Genomic DNA, 20,877 nt, shown 5'->3' on the forward strand with positions numbered 1-20,877 from the left:
CAATGTTATTTCTGAAAATTCAAGATAGTTTTTAGAATTTGTCAATTCGCAAATTAAATTTCAATTCAAATAATAAATAGGAATTTAACCTAAAACTAATCTTTTAACTGAAACTAAAAAAATACATGTCTTCTCTTTTCTAGTAAATTAAAAAATATTCCATACAAAAAAGCTAGGAAAAATTCCTAGCTTAACATTCACACTTGAAATATAGGTAGTGAATCACCTTCCTTTATACTACTATATTTCTACTAGAAAATCAATTTTTTTATTTCGTTTTAGACCTTTTACTTCTTTAATACTCTCCTACAACTTTGTATTTTCTCAGTATATATTTTAATTGTTCATCCGTAACATCTTCGTATTTATAATCTATATTTTCTACTGCTAGATAGTTCAATACTTTCCTAATGCTAACATATCCTTTTTTTGCAACCACGATATGATCTAGCATTTCAATACCAACTATTTCACCAACTTCCATTAGATTTATCGTTGTTTTAATATCTTCTATAGAAGGAGTTGCGTCTCCACTCGGGTGGTTATGTACACAGACGATGCTCGAAGCACTATTTTTTATTGCTAGTTTAAATACTTCTCTTGGATGCACTACTGACATAGATAAACTACCTTTGAATACTTCTCTTTTTTCGATTATTTTACCTTTCGTATCAATATCTAATACTACGAAAACTTCTTGCGTTAAATTCTCTAAAGATGATTTTAAATAATTGGCTATTGACTGCGGGCTATCACACTTCACATCTAAAACATTCGTCGCATATATTCTTCTTGCAAACTCTATATTCGCTAGAATATGTATCGCCTTCTCCTGACCTATCCCTTTATGTTTCATAAGTTCTGTTAAAGTTGCATCTCTTAACTTTGTAATGCCACCCATATCTTTTAGAATCATGTCGGAAAGCTCAATTACATTTTGATTTTTTGTACCTGTTCTTAATAATATTGCTAGAATCTCTTTATCACTGAGAGCTAAAGCACCTAATTTTTTGAATTTCTCCCTCGGACGATCTTCTTCACTAAACTCTTTAATAGTGTATGCTACCATAATAATCCCTCCCTTATTAATATTATTGTTAAATAGCTGAGTGCTATGAATGGTACTAGTGGTAGTTTCGTTTTTCTTTTAACTTTTTTCAAAATAATTAATCCAATAGCGAAGAATCCTGCATATAAAAATGTGAAAATTAACAAATACACTCCCTCAAATAAATTTAAATTTAAAGCTAATACACAAAATACTTTTATGTCGCCATAACCTAAACCACCTCTTGTGAAAATATATAATATATGAAAAATAATAACAAGATAAATAAAATCTAAAAAATTGAATAAATAATAGTGAATATATATAGAAGAAAAATTTAATATAATTAGAAGATAAAACAACTCATCATTAACTTCAAATGATTTTATATCTTCTATTCCTAAAAAAATGAGAATAATAAATATACTGACTTCAAGATAACTAATAAAAATAAAATGATTTTGGAAAATAATAAATAATACAATAGTAATAAAAGTAAAAATTTCGTATAAAAATACATCTAATGGAATTTTTTGATTACAGTAACTACATCGTCCTTTTTTAAACAAATAGCTAAAGATTGGAATTAAGTCGCTCCCCCTTAATTCTTTATGGCAACTTGAACAACGACTTCGTCTAAATAGGAACTCTTTTTTATTTTCACTATCTACTAAACATTTGATTGCACTAGCAAATATAAGACTTACAATAACAATAAATATGTATCTTTCCATAAATATCTCCCCTCACTTTATAACCCTTCAATTATATTTTATCATAAGTATATTTACCTAACCAACTTTATCCTTACTGATGTTTTAGCTATTAAATAATATTTTTTTATTCGTAATATTTTTTAAAAATCTCTTCGGAATTCTGTATACAACTTTTCCTCTTGAATAGATTTTCACAAGAAATCATACTCATTTTCAATTTCTATTATCATTCTAGTCCACTCATAGTAATATCTATTTTCAAAAAAATTTACATTTTTTCATTTTTGTAGTATAATATTGTTTATAGTTTTCCGAAGGCAAGATTTCCGCCTTAAGGAAAGTAGTTTTATATTCTTATTCTACACTATTATTTTTATAGAAGGTGATTAAATGATTTTTAAAAAATTTTTGAGAAAAAGTCAAGAAGAGTTAGAAGCTGCGAATCAGCTTTCTCTTCAAGAAATTAACAATACAGTTGATGTTCCAAAAGAAGGAAGCTTTTTAAAGAAAGTCCTGGCTTATAGTGGACCGGGAGCATTAGTAGCAGTCGGTTATATGGATCCTGGTAACTGGATTACCTCTATCGCTGGTGGTGCTCAATATGCGTATAGCTTACTATTCGTTATACTTATATCGAATCTTATCGCGATGTTGCTTCAATCAATGTCTGTAAGATTAGGTATTGTAACTGGTATGGACCTAGCTCAAGCAACTAGAAAGCATACTGGTAAAAAAATGGGATTTGTTCTCTGGATAATTACCGAACTAGCTATTATGGCTACCGATATTGCAGAAATTATTGGTAGTGCTGTAGCTTTAAAATTATTATTCGGTATTCCTTTACTAATAGGGGTTATAATAACTATCTTTGATGTATTCTTACTCCTATTATTAGCACATTTTGGATTTAGAAAAATCGAAGCTATTGTAGCTACCTTGATATTTACAATTCTAATAATATTCTTCTATGAAGTTTTATTAGCTAACCCTAATACCGGCGAATTAATTAAAGGTTTTATTCCGAACAAGGATGTAATTAATAATAAAGGTGCATTATTTATTGCCTTAGGTATCGTGGGAGCTACAGTTATGCCTCACAATCTGTACCTACATTCTTCTATTGTTCAAGCAAGAAGATACGATAGAAAGGACAACAAAGTTAAAAAAGAAGCTATTAGATTTTCTACTATAGATTCTAATATTCAACTTTCAATCGCATTTGTTATTAACTGCTTACTATTAGTTCTAGGTGCTTCTTTGTTTTATGGTCATGGTGATAGTCTTGGACGCTTTACAGACCTTTATAACGCTTTACAAGATAGCAGCATTGTTGGAGTTATTGCTTCACCACTCCTTAGTACACTATTCGCCGTAGCTCTATTGGCCTCTGGTCAAAATTCTACTATTACCGGAACATTATCAGGACAAATAGTTATGGAAGGTTTCATCCACATGAGACTTCCTATGTGGATTAGAAGAATGCTGACTCGTGTAATTGCGGTAATGCCTGTTGTCATTTGTTTAATAATTTTTGGTGATAGTGAACAAGCAATTGAAAGCTTACTGATTTATACACAAGTATTTTTAAGTATTGCTCTACCAATATCCATTATCCCATTAACACTCTATACATCAGATAAAAAACTTATGGGAGAGTTTGTTATTAAAACATGGATGAAAATTGTTGCATGGATCTGTACAGTCGTATTGATAATCTTAAATTTCTGGTTAATAATATCAACATTCATATAAAATAATAGGAGTGACTCAAAAATCGTGATTACTAAAAAATCGATTTTATAGAGTCACCCCTTTTTTCATTTCTTAATATATTTAAATTGTACTTAAACAACAAAAAGACAGCTCTTATGAACTGCCTTTTTAATGAAATTATTTAACAGGTAATACTGCTCCATTCCATTTTTCTTTAATGAATTTTTGAGTATCTTCAGATTTTAAAGCTGCAACAAGTTTTTTAACAACAGGTTTGTCTTTGTCACCTTCACGAACAACGATAATGTTAGCGTATGGGTTGTCATCTGTAGCTTTTTCAACTAAAACTGGTTCAGTTGCTGCATTTAATCCTGCGTCAACAGCGAAGTTAGCGTTGATTGAAACTAGGTCACCTTCACCATTTTGGTAGAATTTAACCATTAAAGCTGGATCATTTTCGTAGCTGAATTGTAATTTTTTAGGGTTTTCAGCGATATCATCGAAAGTAGCTGTTACTGGATCTACACCATCTTTAACTTTTACTAATCCTTCAGAAGCTAGTAATTTAATTACGCGTCCCCATTCAGATTTGTTGTTACTTACTAATACTTTAGCACCTTCTTTAAGATCTTTAACGTTTTTAACTTTTTTAGAGTATAATCCGATTGGCTCTAAGTGAATTGCACCAGCGTCTTCAATTTTGTATCCATTTTCTTTAATAGCATTTTTTAAGAATGGTACGTGTTGGAAGTAGTTAATGTCGATTTCTTTATCGTTTAACGTTTTGTTTGGTACATAGTAGTCTTGGTATGTAACGATGTCTAATTTGATTCCTTCTTTTTCAAGTTGAGGAGCAACGTGCTCTAATAATACAGCGTGAGGTACGTTAGTAGCCCCAACTTTAACTGTTACAGGTTTACTAGGATCTAGTTTATCAACTTCGATACCCTTTTTCTCAGTTTTTGATGCACTTGAGCATCCAATTAATACGATTCCAAGTATGAAACTTGTTACTAAAAATAATAGTTTTTTCATTTATAATTTTCTCCTTTTGATTTTTTATTATTAATATTTAGGTTTTATGAATTTTATGCAAAAAAAATCACCCTTACTCTCCTAAGAGAATAAGGGCGAAAACTAATTTCACGGTACCACCTTACTTTTTCGTATACTACGAACTTTCTCACTACATCATTTATGCATCTAGAATATATCTGATATAGTGTGCGTTTGTAACGTAACGCCTACGAAAAAAGCTTGTGTTTTAAAACTCACTTTTTTTACCATTCAAACCATTTTCCTTTATCATCTGCATTGTGTGCTTTCACCTACTCACACTCTCTGTAAAAGTTACTATAAAGTACTTATTTGAATATCGGTAATTTTTAACTTGACTCTATATTATCATTAGCAGATAAAATTGTCAACACTTTTTTTGAATTTTTTTAAAAAGTTTTTTGAAAATTCACGAATATTTACTTTTTCGTTTACATAAAATACTATTTTTTTAAAAAAACCGCTAGTTAAGATTATTATTTTTTAACCATTGCTCTATTACTTCTACAGTTTTATCTCTATATTTCGGAGCCTCATACATGTGATCTGATCCTTCTATAATACTTAATGTCGAATTTTTATATTTCTTAGCTGTTGCTTTGGCTATATTTGGATGTACCATTTTATCCTCGCTACCTGTTATAACAAGCACAGGTTCACTTACTTTCTCAAAATTGATATATGCTCCTTTTTGTTTGTCTAAAAACGGAAGTGCCATTTGAAAATAAGTAAAACCTGATTCCGGAACTAGTTTAGAAAATTCTCTTTCTTTATCCGCTTCTTCTTGATTATTCATACAATAATCATAGAATGCATGTTTATACGGTGGCATAGATTTTTTCCAAAATCCCCAACGTAGAAAATGTTTATAGAAACAAATTACCATACTTGGATAAAAAGCAAAAATTCCTGCTGCTGGGGCAGTTCCCATTAATACCAAACCTTTGACTTTTGTTCTCATAGCAACCTTCTGAGCAAGAAGCCCTCCTAATGAATGTCCTAGTACTATTGGAGTTTCATCTAAAGTTTCTATTAACTCTACAATATCATCCGTAAACTCATCTAAACTAACTTCTGCTACCTTTTTTTCAACTTCTTCGTAAGGTAAATCATGATATCTTAAAGTTGGAGTATATACTTTTAAACCTAATTTTTCTAGTTCATCAACAAACTCTCCCCAAACAGTTCCATCACACCACGTACCATGTATCAATACTATATTCGTCATAAAAATTCCTCCTACCACACTATTAGTATTATTTTTTCTACACTAATTATACACTTAAATCTCTTATTAATCAAATAATCACGTGAAAATGCTCCATAATATTTATTATAAAAGCCAAACAAAAAAGAGTAGACTCAAAAACTGGTAAGGATTTTTGCTCTACTCTTTACATCACCACTTGAAAGTTATCAAAAGGTGAATTAAACTTTGGAGGCTAATTTTAGAATTGTTCGATCATTTCGCGAACTGTTTTTTCAATATTATCTGAATATGAGATTGCTGATATAATAGACACACCATCGACATTTGTTTTCATAACATCTTTAATATGTTGTGTCTGAATACCGCCGATTGCGACTAATGGCATTTGTGGTAAAAATCTTCTCATTAATTCTAGACCTTCATAACCTATAGCACCACCAGCATCATCTTTTGATTGTGTGACATATACAGGTCCTACACCAACATAATCTACATATTCAACTTTGGATTGTTTAAATTCTTCTTCATTTCCTATAGAGAGACCTATTATTTTATCTGGCATTAATTTTCTTATTTCATCAACACCAAGGTCATCTTGCCCTACATGTACCCCATCAGCATCGATTTCTAATGCCAATTCTATATCATCATTAACAATAAATGGAACACTGTATTTTTTACAAAGATCCTGTAGTTTTATTGCTAATTCTACTTTTTCTCTACCTTCTAAGGCTCCTTCACCTTTTTCACGAAATTGAAATAAAGTTATTCCACCTTTTAAAGCATCTTCAACTACTGTATATAAGTCCTTACCTAAGCAAGTAGTAGTTCCACAAATAAAATATAATTTTAATAGTTCTTTATTAAACATCTTATTTCACCTTTTTAAATGCTTTTATATCTTGATCTGTAATTTCATATAATGCATTAATAAATTCAACTTTAAATGTTCCTGGTAAATGTCCATTAGGACGTTTTTCTGCCATTTCCCCGGCAATATTATATGCTAACATAGCTGTCTCTAGTGATTTTAATTCTTCACCTTTCTCTAGTCCAATAAAGCTTGCTAGAACTGCTCCTAATAAGCATCCTGTTCCAATAACTTTAGGCATCATTGCACTTCCGTTATGTATAGTTATTACTTGTCCATTAACTGCAATAGCATCAACTTCCCCAGTTACTACTATTGGAATATTAAACTTAGCATTTGCCGCTAAGGCGATTTCATCAATATTATCTACTCCAGCACTGTCTACTCCCTTAGAAGCTACATTTATGCCAACTAAAGATGCAATCTCGCCAGCATTTCCTCTAATAGCCGATAGTTTGTAATTATTAATTAAATCTTCTGATACTTTTTTTCTATACGCTCCCGCTCCACAGGCTACAGGATCTAATACTGCAGGTACATTATATTTTTCAGCTATTTTAAGTGCCTCTTGGTATAACTTCCAAGTTTCATCTGTTAATGTACCGATATTAATTAATAATCCTCCAGCATATTTTAATAAATCTTCTAGGTCTTCTGGATATTCACTCATCGCTGGTGATGCTCCCAACGCTACTAATCCGTTTGCTGTGAAATTTTTAACTACATCATTCGTGATACAAATCACTAGTGGTGCCTTCTCTTTTAATAATTTTAAACTTGTCATATTTATAAATCTCCTTTAAACGCAATATGATTTACAGGTCCGTTACCATGACCTAGCTCTGGTGTGTGTTTTATCGCTGCTGTTATGAATTTTTTCCCAATATCTACAGCTTCAATTATACTTTTACCTTTTGCTAATTCTGCAGCAATAACAGCTGAGAATGTACAGCCTGTTCCATGTGTATGATTAGTCTTAAATCTTTCACTAGTCCATACTTTTTTAGTACCATCATTTAAAAATAAATAATCTTTTGCTTCTCCAGTTAGATGTCCACCTTTTATAACTACTGATTTACATCCAACTTCATCGATAATGAACTTTCCTGCACGATTAACATCGTCCTCTGTTAATATTTTAAAATTAACAATTTCTTCTGCTTCTGGTACATTTGGTGTAATAATAGTTGCTAGTGGTAATATTTCTTCTTTTAGATGTTTTCTTGCAATATCATCTATTAATTTATCACCACTTGTCGCGACCATAACTGGATCAACAACATAAGGAACATCTTTAGGCAAATATCTCTTAATTAATTTCATCATGTCAGCATTTGCTATCATTCCAGTTTTTATACTATCAGGTGTTATATCATCAAACACACTTTTTAATTGTGCTTCTAATATATCTAGATCCAAGTTTCTTATCATTTGAACACCTAACGTATTTTGTGCAACGACACTAGTAACTACAGCCATTCCATACACTTCACGTGCCTGGAAGCTTTTCAGGTCAGCCATAATTCCTGCTCCACCAGTTGGATCAGTTCCTGCAATAGTTAATGCAATATTTAGTTTACTCATACTCTATACCTCTAAATCCCAACGTTCTTGTGTATAAGCCATATTGAAGAAACGACGTTCATGTTCACAACTTTCTAAGAAGTTTTTAATAAGTCTTTGTTTACCTTCTTCACTCATAAACTTAGCTTCACGATTAATAATTTTATAGTACTCAGTAAGTACTTCATCAACCAATCCATCTGCATAAAACTCTACCCAGAATTTTAAAGGATGATCATCTGCTAAATTATGATTAGCAAGAATTTTTCTAGCTACCATTTTATAAATCCATGGACATGGTGCCATTGCACTTAACGCTTCTGCCATACCAAAAGCAAATACATTATAATACATATGTTTTATATAATGGTCTGCCGATGGATACCATTCCCCACCTTTAATTATATCTTGATAGTCTCTCCCTATATAATCTGCTAAGTTCTTGTGAGCAGCAATTTCTTCGTTTAATACAAAATTAATCTGACCTAAGAAAAAGTTTTTTTCAACCTTATCATTACTTTTTGCTAAAAGAATGGCATAAATATCACTAAAATTCTCTAAATAAAGTGCATCAGCTTTCAGATAGTGCTCTACTGCTTTCTCTGATAAATCGGCATGAATTAATCCTTGAATAAAGCCATCATTATATATTTTATCTACAATTGGCAATGCCTTCTCTTCCATAATTTCAGTAATAAGCTTCATAGGTATATCCCCCTCAGTATATTTAATTTTAGTATAAAATAATATCACTTATGATAAATAAAAAAGTCCCCTTACTAACGTAAGAGAACTCTGAAACATATATTACTCATAGTATATTTTCCAATAATGTTGGATTAATTCTATTTTGAAAATATTCACGTTTCCTACGCTAGCATTATCTAGATCAGGTCAAAGGGTCTAACTATGTTATCTCAGCCTAAAGGCTCCCCCAGTGATTTTACTCTATTTACTTTTTAAATCGTAGCATAGAAAAAATAAAATGTCAACAATTTAGTTTAAAGGTTTACAAGATTAATATAAATGATATTGTAATAAAACACTTTTATTTTTAATAGTAATATTTTTACATTCTTCAAAATAACCAACTTAGGGAATATGTCCAATTTGTGAACTAAATTTGAAAGTTTATTGTAAATTTTGCCTATTTTAGGTTGTAACCGATGGTGATTATCACTTTTATCTTTATTTTCTTTTTTTTTTGTAATATAATAGTGATAACGATTTAATATCTAATCAAAATAATAAAATCTAATTTAAATACAAAATAAAGGAGAAATTTCCTAATATGAAAAATACAACATTATTAAAAGTTTTGTCTGCGACTGCTATATTCTCAGCAATTGCAGCTATTGAATCTTATGATCAAGATAACTTCGCTTTTGCAGCAGAAACACCTGTTGTTGCAAGCAATCCGGCAACAGCTACTGCTTCTACAGATGAAGCTGAAAAAGCTGAAAGAGAAAAACTTGAAGCCGAAAAAGCTGAAAGAGAAAAACTTGAAGCCGAAAAAGCTGAAAGAGAAAAACTTGAAGCTGAAAAAGCCGAAAAAGAAAAACTTGAAAGAGAAAAATCTACAACTGCACCTACAACTTCAGTTGCTCCAACTACTCCAGCTCATAACGCTGAAGAACCAGCTACTGTAGCACAAGATGTTAAAGCATTAAAAGATGGTGAATATAAGATTACTGCTGAAGCCTTAAAATTCTATGAAGAAGGTCAACCTTCTATGGCTGCAGCTGCAATCGACAATGATAAAACAAAATTAATTGTAAAAAATGGTCAATATTCTGTAAATGTTTCATTTAAACCTATCACATTTGGCGGTCTTACAGGTTACTTAGGAGACTTAAAATACTATGATGGTGATAAAACTCATGAAAATCGTAAAGATATTCAAAAAAATGAGTTTAAAGACTCAACTATAGTTGAGAATTATAGTGCTAATGAAACTGACAATTTTGTAGATGCATACAAAAAACAATTCCCAAATCGTACTGTTTATCCAAAAACAGTTAACTATAATGTAGATAAAAATAAAATCGATTCAAATAATAAACTAGAAACATATACTGAAGTGTTTGTTCCTGTTATGGCTTCAATTAATCCAGCTTTCGGAACTCAAAAAATGACTTTAAAATTTGACTTAACTTCACTTTCTAGAAAAAAAGTAACTGCAGATAACTATCAAGCTGCTACTTATGACAATCCTAATAAAGATGTAGAATATAAAGGTACTATTAGTAAACCATTCCCTATTCACGTTCAAGGACATTTTAGAAATGCTAATAACAATGATGAAGAATCATTATACGGTTCTGCATTAGATAGCTACGTTAAAGTTGAAAAAGTTGGAGATAAATACAAATATACTCTTAGATTCAAAAAAGGTCTTGCTGATGTAGGTGGAGAATTCTATCCATTCGAATTACATAAAGTAGCATACCAAGGTAAAGATATTCCATTAACTACTCTAGCATCAAATGGAAATTCTTCTGTAAAAGAAGGATCTATCACTACTGATAAACTTTTAGAAAAAATTCAATTAGATGGTACTGCTCCATATCCTAACGGTGCTTTAATGTCGCACTTTGTTACATTGCAACTATACTATATAACTGCAACCCCATATAAAGAAAGACCTGCTAAAATTGAAGAAGTAGTAGCTCCTGCTAAACCAAAACCAGTTACACCTAAACCTGCACCGGTGAAACCTAAAGAAGAGCCTAAACCTGCTACACCAACAGCTTCAGATCATGTAGCTGATGCAGATAGAGTTCCAAATACTTTCCCTGCTACAGTGAAAGCTGAATTAAATGGTAGAACAACTGGTACTGCTTCAATCTATGAAGACTCATTTGTTAAAGATGTAAAAGTTGAAAAAATTGGCGATAAATATCAATACACTATCCGTGTTAAAGAAGGTAAATCTACTTCTAACTTCTTACTACGTAACAAGCCATTCACAGTTTCTAAACTTACATACAAAGGAACTGAAATCAACTTTACTGAAGTTGATGCAGCTACTAAACTAAAAGAAGGTAAAATCTTAACTGATTCTTTATTAGACAAAATTCAAGTAGATGCTGTTATGAGCGTGCAAACAAAAGGTGGAGCTAAACCAAGATATGAAGAAAGAGCTGCTGAAAGCACAATAGCAGTAAACTTCCCTAAAGTTGAAAAACCTAAAGAAGTTGTCCCTGCTAAACCTACTGTACCAGATCATGAAGTAGAAGCTAATAAAGTACCAGCTACTTTCCCTACTACAGTGAAAGCTGAATTAAATGGTAGAACAACAAATTCAAGTTCAATCTACGAAAATGCGTTTGTTAAAGATGTAAAAGTAGAAAAAGTTGGAGATAAATACCAATACACTATTCAAGTTAAAGAAGGAAAATCTTCTACTTACTTACTACGTAATAAACCATTTACAGTTTCTAAACTTACATATAAAGGAAATGAAGTTAACTTTACTGAAGTTGATGCAGCAACTAAACTAAAAGAAGGTAAAATCTTAACTGATTCTCTTCTAGATAAAATCCAAGTTGATACTGTAATTAGCGTCCAAACTAAAGGCGGAGCTAAACCTAGATTTGAAGAACGTGCTGCTGAAAGTACAATAGCTTTGGACTTCCCTACTGTAGAAAAAGCAAAAGAGGAAGCTGCTAATAATCTAGTTTCAGCTAAAATTTATGATGCTCATGTTGCTAATAAGTTATCAATGGCTGACGGTGCACTAGTTCACGAAAAAACTCGTGTAGAAAAAGTAAACGATACTTATCACTACTACTTAACATTTAAAAACTTACAATTCGGAGCACTTGTTGGAACTGTTGATTCAATAAGCGTTGATGGTAAAACTGCTGAAAGAACAGATCTTGGTGGTGAAGGTAATGAAAAACTATTCCACTTCACAAGTGCTGAAAAATTAACAGAAAAAACTATCAATTTCGCTGTATTAGCTAATGGCAAACCATTAGTAGGACATTCAAATGTTCCTGCCACATTAAACTTTAATTGGAATGCTGCTACACCATTAACAACAGATCAAGTTACTGTAGCACACCAAGAAGAAACTAAAAAGGCTCAAGCCGAAACTGCTCGTCTTGAAAAAGAAAAAGCTGAAGCTGATCGTCTTGAAAAAGAAAGATTAGAGAAAGAGGCTGCTGCTAAAGCTCAAGCTGAAAAAGAAAAACTTGAAAAAGAAAAAGCCGAAGCCGACAGACTAGCTAAAGAGAAAGCTGAAAGAGAAAAAGCTGAAGCTGACAGACTAGCTAAAGAAAAAGCTGAAAGAGAAAAAGCTGAAGCTGACAGACTAGCTAAAGAAAAAGCTGAAAGAGAAAAAGCCGAAGCTGACAGACTAGCTAAAGAAAAAGCTGAAAGAGAAAAAGCTCTGAAAGAAGCTATTGAAAAAGTTCAAGCTGAAAACAAAAAAACTGAAGAACAAGCTAAAGCTGCTAAAGATACAGTAACTAATTTAGAAACTTCTAAAGCTCAATTAGAAAAACTAGTTAAAGAGAAAGAAGAAGCTATAAACAACGCTACAACTGAAGCTGAAAAAGAAAAATTAGCTACAGAAAAAGCTACAGCTGAAAAAGAACTTACAGCAAAAGTAACTGAATTAAAAACTGAAACTGAAAAAGCAGCTAAACTTGAAAACAAAGTTGAAGAAATCAAAAAATTAGAAGAAGTTAAAGAAGAAGCTGTAAAAGACATTGCTAATGATAAATCTTTAACTAAAGAAGAAGCTAAACAATTAGAAGCAATTGTAAAAACTGCATCTCTTAAAGATACTCTAGTAGCCAAAGTAGAAGGAACTACAGAAGAAATCAAAGTTTCATTCGACAATACAGCTGTAAAAGCGTCTAACTTAGTTGTTAAAAAAGCTGATACAGAAACAGTTGCAAAAGTAGAAGAACTAGCTAAAAAAGCTGATGAAAATCTAAATGTTGTTAAAACAATCGATCTTTACTTCACAGATGCTAATGGAAATAAAATTAACAAACAAGGTGAAACTCGTACAGTTACTGTTGCTGTAGTAGCTAATGAAGGTGAACAACTAGAAGTTTACTACGTAAATGAAGACAAAGTAAATGGAGACAAGTTAGAAAAAGTTCCTAGTGTTTATAAAGATGGAAAACTTACATTCTTCACTAGTCACTTCAGTAAATACACTATCGTAAAAGAAGGGAAAACAGTACCTTCGAATCAAAACACTCCTGTAGCACCTGCTCCTACAAATAAAAACGGTGAAGCTTTAGTTCAAGAAGAACTACCTGCTTTTGATTTAAATAAAGTTTTAAATGAAACTACTCAAAAAGACCCTCTAAATATCTTTGGACAAAATGATAACAACAATAGTAAAGATAAAGGTAGCCTTGATGTAGTTAAAACTAATAATCAAGTAACATCTGCAACTCCTGTAAGTACTGTTAAAAAAGGACTTGCTAATACTGGATTAGCTACTACTACTACTGCTGGATTAGGTGTATTAGCACTACTATCTGCTTTAGTATTACGTAGAAAATTTAATAAATAAATATTAAAATCTTTATACAAAGGGGTAAATTACCTCTTTGTATAAAGTCATGTATAGAGAATTTTTAAGGAGGATTAACAAAAACATGAAAACTAATAAATTATTAAAAGTTCTATCAGCAGCAACGATTATCTCTACAGTTGCTGTGGTAGAAAATACTACACAAAGTACCTCTACCTTTGCTGTAGAAAATAATGCCATTGGAGCAAAAGATATAAAAAATCTTCCTGATGGAGAATATAAAATTACTGCTGAAGCTATTAACTTCGGTAATGGGAAAAATCCTTCTATGGCTGCCGCTGGTTTAGATACAACTAAAACTAAATTAATCGTGAGAGATGGTCAATATTTTGTAAATGTATCTTTTAAACCAATTGCATTAGGTGGTTTAAATGGTTACTTAGGTGATTTAAAATATTATGACGGTAATAAAACTCATAAAAATCGTTTTGAAATCGAAAACAGTGAATTTAAAGATACTACTATAGTTGAAAATTACGGCACTAATGAAACAGATAATTTTGTAAAAATATATAAAGAGAAATTCCCTGAACGTACTGCATATCCAAAAACACTCTCTTATAGAGTAGATAAAAATAAAATTGACTCAGAAAATATGCTAGAGACATATACACAAGTTTTCGTTCCTGTTATGGAGTCAGGATCAGCTGGTTCTGGAACACAAAATATGATTCTAAAGTTCGATTTAAGTAATGCATTAAAAGTGGTAGCGAATACTCAACCAACTCCAGCTAAACCTGCTGAAACTACGACTACTGTAACTCAACCTACACCAAAACCTGAAACACCTGAAAATACTGAGCCTGCAGATAAACCAACTGATTCAGGAACTGTTAAACCAGCAGAAACTCCTAAATCTACAGAACCAGCTAAACCTGTTAAACCTGTAGAAACTCCTAAACCTACATCTTCAGCTACTGCTACTTTCTATCAAGGAGTGAAAGCAACATTACTAAATGCTTACCAGCCTGGTAGAAAATCTATGGGAGATGCAGCTTTAGAAAATAGTAATGTTACTGTATTTAAAGAAGGAAGTACTTATCACTACATCGTAAGATTCCACGATTTATCTATTTATGGTTTCACTGGTGGAATCTCTAAATTCTGGGTAAATGGTACAGAGTACCCTGTTAACCCAACTCGCGGTGCTAATAACCAAGTAGAAGTCCACTTCACTTCTTCTCAAAAACTGTTATCAGTTCCTGTTTCTGTATTTGTTCAAGCTATGGAAACTATTATGACAGGTGGTGGAAAACAAAATGCTACTTTATCATTTGATTGGTCTAATGTAACTGAGAAACAAGGGATACCTATAGCTGGTGGAAAACCAGGTAACAGTGGTTATACTCCAGGACCGTCTAATCCAGGAGAAAATCAAGGAGAGCGACCTACTTCACCTATTACACCAACTACACCTCTTCCTGCTGCTTCACAAGGGCAAGGTGTAGAAGTGCCAGTTACATTCTACGATAACGTAACTGCTTCTCTATTAAATGCTTATGAATCAGGTCGTGCGTCTATGGGGAATGCCGCATTAGATGGAATCACTGTATTCAAACATGGTGATACTTATCACTACAAAGTTCGTTTCCACGATATCAAAGTAGGAACTCTTACAGACGGTATTACTCGTTTCTGGGTTAATGGAACTGAATATCCTGTTGTAAAAACAGGTGGCGCTATGAACCAAGTGGAAATCCACTTTACATCGCCTGAAAAATTAACTAATATTCCTGTTTCAGTATTCGTTCCAACAATGGAAAGCATTATGCCAGGTGCTGGTAAAAAAGATGCAATCCTTAGCCTTAACTGGTCTAATGCTACTGAAAGACAAGGAACTGCAGTTATTGATGGTGGTCAACCAGGAGCAAGTGCTGCTGGTAATGGCGCTGGTGCTTTAACTCCAAAAGGTGGACGTCTAAACAATGGTCGCCTATCTAACACTGGATTAGAAACATCATCATCTATTCTTGCAGGAGCTCTTACTCTAATGAGTGCCTTCATGGTTGGTAGAAGAAAACAGAAATAAAATAGTAAGATAATATCTCGCTAAATAACTATAATATTATCTACTCTGAAAGGCGGGAATATTTCCCGTCTTTCTTAATTAAAAATTAAATAATATAAAAGAAAGTGAGTTTATACAATGAAACGAATTTTAAAACTGTTAACAATAGTTATCGCTACATTGACGTTTATAGTTACATCTAGTAATGTACCATTCGTTAAAAATGTACATGCAGCTGATAAGGTATACAGTGTTCCTGTGGAACTATGGCATGCTGAAAATAGTGGTCGTCTTTCTATGGGGAATAATGCATTAGCTACACATGCTACAGTAAATGTTCATGATAATAACACTTCTACTATTACTGTTCAATTCACCCCGATGGATTTCAGTAATATGCACGGTCACTTATTATCACTTAGCATCTACTCATCTCCTATTTTCTCAGGAAGTCTTACTGCCGCTTCAGTAACAAGCACTTATAATGATACTAACTTAGATGGTGGTACTAGTACTTACCCTGGAACACTAAGCTTTAACTTTGGTGAGGCTAAACCTGATAAAGTCGGTGTTAGAGTTGCTGTTGATGCTATGAACCAAATTATGGGGGGAGATGCATCTCAAAATGCTATTATTAAATTTAACTGGGCTGCTGCTAATCTAGTATCTGGTTCTGAAGATTCTTCTAAAGACAAAGATAAAGATAAAAAAGAAGACGATAAGAAAAAAGAAGAAGAAAACAAAGACAAAAAAGATGAAAATAAGGCACCAGAAGGATTTGTTGCTAAAAAATTAGAAGATTACTTCAAAGATGATCAAAAAACAAAAAATCCTGGTCTTTATAATCTTGATATCACAGGTTCATACCTAAATCCCCTTACTGGAGTTACAGCTGATGGTGGGACTAAAAACACTGCTATCGGTGAAGGTATGGTTCAAGGTGTAATCTCACCTATTAATGCAGGTGGAGACCTTAATGAAGCTCTTAAAAATCAAAAATCTAATGGTGAAAAACGTTGGTCTAAAGCTATGCTTCAACGTACAAAAGATGGTAAATTATACGCAACTGTCCGTATTCACCTTATGAACTGGGTTCAACGTAGTAAAGAACAAGGTCCTTTCATTAAAGTTCTTCAAAAAGATGGAGAGTTCAAACAAGTGGAAGCTACTGAAACAAAAGTTAACATCGAACAATATAAAGATAGTTATGTTGACTATCGTTTTGAAGTACCAAATGAAAACTTCTTAGCTATGGTGCAAATGTATGTAGAGCCTATGAATCGTCCTGTTCGTTATTTCGTGGAAGTTAATACTGATACTATTAAAAACGGAAATGATGGCTTAGATATGGAAACTATCAAAGAAACAAACTACCAACCATACTATTTTGGTGGTATTGGAGTTCTTGCTATAGCTGCTGGACTTTACTTTCCTCGTAAAAAAAGAAAAAATAACTAGGAGATAATTCATGAAAAGAAAACTATCCCTACTATTTACACTACTTCTAGCTAGTATTTTAGTACTTACTGCTTGTTCATCACAAAACAAAGCCGGTAACACAACTGGAGCTGATCCTAATCTAGCTGATAAAGCTTTTAATGAGACTATAGATTTAACAGGTGTAAATAAAGATAAAAAATCTGAAGAAGAAAATGGTAAACGTGTAATAATGGATTCTGTAGCTCTTGCTCAAGTCGCTAATGTTCTTGATATTAAATTAGCAGGTGTCCCTACTACAAAATTAGGACGTATGCCTAAAAAGTATAACAATACTGTTCAAATCGGACTTCCTATGAATCCAAATATGGAAGTTATCAAGTCGATTAATCCTTCTATCGTCTATGCTCCAGATAGTTTGCAAGACTGGATAAAAGAAGGTTTCGAGAAGAATAAAATACCTTACAAATTTGTAGATATTCGTAGTGTTAATGGATTATACGCTATTACAGAAGATCTTGCAAAAGAATTTGGTAAAACTGAAAAATTCAAAGAGTTAAAGAAAGAACACGATGAATTCTTCGCTAAATTCAACGAAAAAATCGCAAATAAAAAGAAACCAAAAGTTTTAGTTCTAATGGGACTACCTGGAAGTTATATGGCAGCTACTGAAAAATCTTATGTAGGTAACCTTGTTAAATTAGCCGGTGGTGAAAATATCGTTAAAGGTAATGAGGAGTTTAAAAATCTAAACTTAGAAACTGCTTTAAACGATAAACCAGATTTCATTTTACGTACTGCTCATGCTATGCCAGAGACAGTGACTGAAATGTTTAAAAAAGAATTTGAAAATAATAAGAGTTGGTCACACTTTGATGCGGTAAAAAATAATAAAGTTATCGATTTAGACAGCTCTATATTTGGTATGACGGCTACATATGATTACCAAAAAGGATTAGAAAGTCTGTACAGCATTTTCTATAGTAACTAATACTTAAAACCAGAAGTAGCAAATTGCTACCTCTGGTTTTTTAAATGATACAATTTTAAAACAATGTGATATACTAAATATAAAAACTATATAAGGAGGTTCTTGATGTTTAAAGACAAAAAAATAATCACTTTTTCTGTTCTTATTTTACTCTTATTAAGTACAATATTTTTTGCAGCAAACAGTGGTAGTATAAAAGCTAGCGTCGGGCAATTAGCTGTTGGTATCTTTACCGGAGAATATGCCAATGTAAATGCAATTATCGACGTTCGTTTTCCAAGAATTATCATCACTATTTTGGTTGGTGCTGCTCTTGGAGTTAGTGGTTTATTATTACAAACAGTATTAAAGAACCCGCTTGTCGATCCTAGTATTATTGGTGTTTCTAGTGGAGCCAACCTATTTTTATACCTAGGATTAGGAATATTCCCACAATTTATGATATTTAAGTCTGTATTTTCTATCATCGGTGGTGTCCTTGGTTTCTTAATCATTTATTACCTAGCTGGTAGAACAAAAAATAATGTTAAAATTATTTTAATCGGTATTGCGATAAGTTATTTCTTCACAGGGATACTAAGTTCTATGCAGTACTTCAATGCAGCTAACTCTACAACGTCATCTGCATTCAAAACTGTTGGTTTAGGTACTAAAAACTGGGATGATGTTGCATTATTACTAAGTTGGATTCCTATACTACTAGTTATTAGTTTCTTCTTAGCTAAACTATGTAATATCTTCGCTTTAGATGATAATATTATTAGTTCACTTGGTATTAATATTAATATGATTCGCCTGCTAATTTCATTTGTTGCAGTAGCTCTTGCATCTGTTTCTACAGCAGTGGCAGGAGTAATGGTGTTCTTAGCTCTTATTACACCTCATATCGCTAAGATTATAATTGGACGAAATCATATTTACACTATCCCATTTAGTGCTCTACTAGGAGCATTTATACTTCTTTTATTCGATACGATAGGTCGTGTTATTTTCGCACCAATAGAAATACCTGCTGATTTAATAATGATGATTATAGGTGGACCTGCATTTATTATTTTAGTTAAGAAAGGAGTAAGTTAATGGAAAATATAATAGAAATTAATAACCTTACGTTTAAGTATGATAATAAAAATGCACTTTTTGAAGGTCTAAATGTTAGCATTGAAAAAGGTAAAATTACTACCCTACTTGGTAAAAATGGTTGTGGTAAAAGTACTCTTATAAAAATATTAGCAAAAAATTTAAACTATAATTCTGGAAGCATAAAAATCGAAAATAAGGAATTAAATTCATATTCATTAAAAGAGCTTGCGAGTATTCTTGCGATTGTTTATCAAAAAAATGAAACTCCAAGAGAAATTACCGTCTATGATATGGTTAGTTTCGCTAGACTTCCTTATCAAAATATTTTCTTTTACAAACCTAACGCTAGTGATATTGAAAAAATTGAATTTGCTCTTGAAAAAACTAATTTACAAACATATAGAGATAAGCGTGTGGATGAGTTATCGGGAGGTCAGCTTCAACGTGTTTACATCGCAATGGCATTAGCACAAAGTACTGATATTATTATACTAGACGAGCCTACAACTTTCCTTGATATAAAATATCAAAAATCTATAATGCAGCTTGTAAGAGAGCTTAATAAATCTCTAGGAATTACTATTATCATGGTATTGCATGATATTAATCAAGCTCTAGCTTATAGTGATAATATTATTGCTCTTCTTGATGGAAAAGTAATTAAAAATGATAAAGCTGAGAACTTCTTTGATGAAGAGCTGCTAAATAAACTTTATGATGCTGATATTAAAATAGAAGATGGAAAAGTAATTAGTTGGTAACTTTACTGACAATATATGAAAAAATTAAATCAATCGCTATATCAGAATATTAATATTTTGATATAGCGATAATTTTATATCTGTAAAGGTTGTTAATGTTATTTCAGAAATCTTTAAATACTGTTATATCAACGTTTATGAGAATTTACCCTTTAAAAGGTAGAGCAAAAACTAGAGTAGTTAATAAGTTAATTCAGCAATCTTATCTAAATAAATGCTGACTGTTTCTAGCTTTCTTTGAGGTGCTAACTCTGCGTAAGTATCCACAGTAGTTGACATTGACTTATACCTCATTCTGACTTGGAGTTCTTTCCAATTTGTGCCTGCATTAAGCAACATTGAATCATGAGTGTGTCGGAACAAATGAAAACCATAATCTGGTAATCCTAGACTTACTAATTGAAAATGATAAAATAAGAATGTACAAATAGGTTATAATAGTGCATATTATCAGTTTCATTACCAGATTTGGCACAGCATTTATTCGACAAACTTCATTGAGTCTCTTAATAAAGAAATCAAACGTCAAACGAAAAAGAAGGTTTTTTTCCTAACGAGAAGTCTCTGGAACGTTACTTAGTTACTTTGTTTGAAGATTATAATTTCAAGCAAAGTCAACGAATCCATAAAGGGTTTGGCCAATGTTATGACACACTCGAAAGCTTATTTGATTAATACTCCGTAACTCTACTTGAGTGTTTTCACATACTTATTGACAGCATCAACATGATACAAGTAGGTATTTCTTGTGAATAAATTTCATCAAAAAATTTCATAGATAAGTCCTATATATAATCATGGTAAAGTAGTAAAAATAGTTGTTATCCTAGTTGATTAAAAAAATCTCTGATTTCCTC

The 20,877-nt window shown here is 32.0% G+C and carries 15 protein-coding genes, 1 pseudogene and 1 riboswitch; of the genes and pseudogenes, 8 read left to right on the forward strand and 8 right to left on the reverse strand.

The genetic code is table 11. The annotated features are described in order from the left end of the window. Positions 1–295: 295 nt before the first annotated feature. Complete coding sequence (gene radC, locus RWQ74_RS04140; RefSeq protein WP_314397032.1) at positions 296–1,069, reverse strand: DNA repair protein RadC; 774 nt, start codon at positions 1,067–1,069, stop codon at positions 296–298. Continuing rightward, positions 1,063–1,782 (reverse strand): A24 family peptidase, encoded by a 720-nt coding sequence (locus RWQ74_RS04145; protein WP_060914463.1) that lies wholly within the window; start codon positions 1,780–1,782, stop codon positions 1,063–1,065. The genes radC and RWQ74_RS04145 overlap by 7 nt, the downstream gene beginning before the upstream one ends. 372 nt (positions 1,783–2,154) lie before the next feature. On the opposite strand from RWQ74_RS04145, the gene RWQ74_RS04150 reads away from it, so the two are divergent. Continuing rightward, complete coding sequence (locus tag RWQ74_RS04150; protein ID WP_060914464.1) at positions 2,155–3,516, forward strand: Nramp family divalent metal transporter; 1,362 nt, start codon at positions 2,155–2,157, stop codon at positions 3,514–3,516. A gap of 138 nt (positions 3,517–3,654) precedes the next feature. On the opposite strand, the gene RWQ74_RS04155 is transcribed toward RWQ74_RS04150, so the two are convergent. The 6 genes from RWQ74_RS04155 to tenA form a co-directional block, all read right to left on the reverse strand. After that, a complete protein-coding gene (locus tag RWQ74_RS04155) occupies positions 3,655–4,512 on the reverse strand; it encodes a MetQ/NlpA family ABC transporter substrate-binding protein (RefSeq protein WP_314397033.1) in 858 nt (285 codons plus the stop codon). A gap of 484 nt (positions 4,513–4,996) precedes the next feature. Further along, a complete protein-coding gene (locus RWQ74_RS04160; RefSeq protein WP_314397034.1) occupies positions 4,997–5,761 on the reverse strand; it encodes an alpha/beta hydrolase in 765 nt (254 codons plus the stop codon). A gap of 220 nt (positions 5,762–5,981) precedes the next feature. Further along, the gene (gene thiE / locus RWQ74_RS04165; RefSeq protein ID WP_314397035.1) at positions 5,982–6,614 is read right to left on the reverse strand and encodes a thiamine phosphate synthase; all 633 of its coding nucleotides are present in this window, start codon (positions 6,612–6,614) and stop codon (positions 5,982–5,984) included. A 1-nt stretch (position 6,615) separates the two neighbouring features. Continuing rightward, positions 6,616–7,398: a hydroxyethylthiazole kinase gene (gene thiM / locus RWQ74_RS04170; RefSeq protein ID WP_314397036.1), complete on the reverse strand. Its 783-nt coding sequence runs from the start codon at positions 7,396–7,398 to the stop codon at positions 6,616–6,618. A gap of 2 nt (positions 7,399–7,400) precedes the next feature. Next, positions 7,401–8,198, reverse strand: coding sequence for a bifunctional hydroxymethylpyrimidine kinase/phosphomethylpyrimidine kinase (gene thiD, locus RWQ74_RS04175; RefSeq protein WP_314397037.1), 798 nt, complete (start codon positions 8,196–8,198; stop codon positions 7,401–7,403). 3 nt (positions 8,199–8,201) lie between these two features. Beyond that, the gene (gene tenA / locus RWQ74_RS04180) at positions 8,202–8,882 is read right to left on the reverse strand and encodes a thiaminase II (RefSeq protein ID WP_314397038.1); all 681 of its coding nucleotides are present in this window, start codon (positions 8,880–8,882) and stop codon (positions 8,202–8,204) included. A gap of 143 nt (positions 8,883–9,025) precedes the next feature. After that, positions 9,026–9,123: riboswitch (TPP riboswitch) on the reverse strand. Between the two features lie 345 nt (positions 9,124–9,468). On the opposite strand from tenA, the gene RWQ74_RS04185 reads away from it, so the two are divergent. The 7 genes and pseudogenes from RWQ74_RS04185 to RWQ74_RS04215 all read left to right on the forward strand — a co-directional run. Further along, on the forward strand, positions 9,469–13,719 hold the full coding sequence (locus RWQ74_RS04185; RefSeq protein WP_314397039.1) for an NEAT domain-containing protein: 4,251 nt from the start codon (positions 9,469–9,471) through the stop codon (positions 13,717–13,719). A gap of 85 nt (positions 13,720–13,804) precedes the next feature. After that, positions 13,805–15,769 carry an NEAT domain-containing protein gene (locus RWQ74_RS04190; protein ID WP_314397040.1) on the forward strand — a complete coding sequence of 655 codons (1,965 nt, stop codon included), beginning with the start codon at positions 13,805–13,807 and terminating at the stop codon, positions 15,767–15,769. Positions 15,770–15,886: 117 nt separating this feature from the next. Further along, entirely contained in the window at positions 15,887–17,206 is a 1,320-nt protein-coding gene (locus RWQ74_RS04195) for a heme-binding Shp domain-containing protein (protein ID WP_314397041.1), read from the forward strand. A 10-nt stretch (positions 17,207–17,216) separates the two neighbouring features. Beyond that, on the forward strand, positions 17,217–18,176 hold the full coding sequence (gene isdE / locus RWQ74_RS04200; protein WP_314397042.1) for a heme ABC transporter substrate-binding protein IsdE: 960 nt from the start codon (positions 17,217–17,219) through the stop codon (positions 18,174–18,176). Positions 18,177–18,281: 105 nt separating this feature from the next. Further along, positions 18,282–19,256: an iron ABC transporter permease gene (locus RWQ74_RS04205; protein ID WP_314397043.1), complete on the forward strand. Its 975-nt coding sequence runs from the start codon at positions 18,282–18,284 to the stop codon at positions 19,254–19,256. Then, positions 19,256–20,020, forward strand: coding sequence for an ABC transporter ATP-binding protein (locus tag RWQ74_RS04210; protein WP_314397044.1), 765 nt, complete (start codon positions 19,256–19,258; stop codon positions 20,018–20,020). The genes RWQ74_RS04205 and RWQ74_RS04210 overlap by 1 nt, the downstream gene beginning before the upstream one ends. Positions 20,021–20,465: 445 nt before the next feature. Next, a pseudogene (locus tag RWQ74_RS04215) lies at positions 20,466–20,695 on the forward strand (transposase); the annotation flags it as partial. Positions 20,696–20,877: the final 182 nt, after the last annotated feature.

It is taken from the genome of uncultured Gemella sp., assembly GCF_963525165.1.
Lineage (GTDB): Bacteria > Bacillota > Bacilli > Staphylococcales > Gemellaceae > Gemella.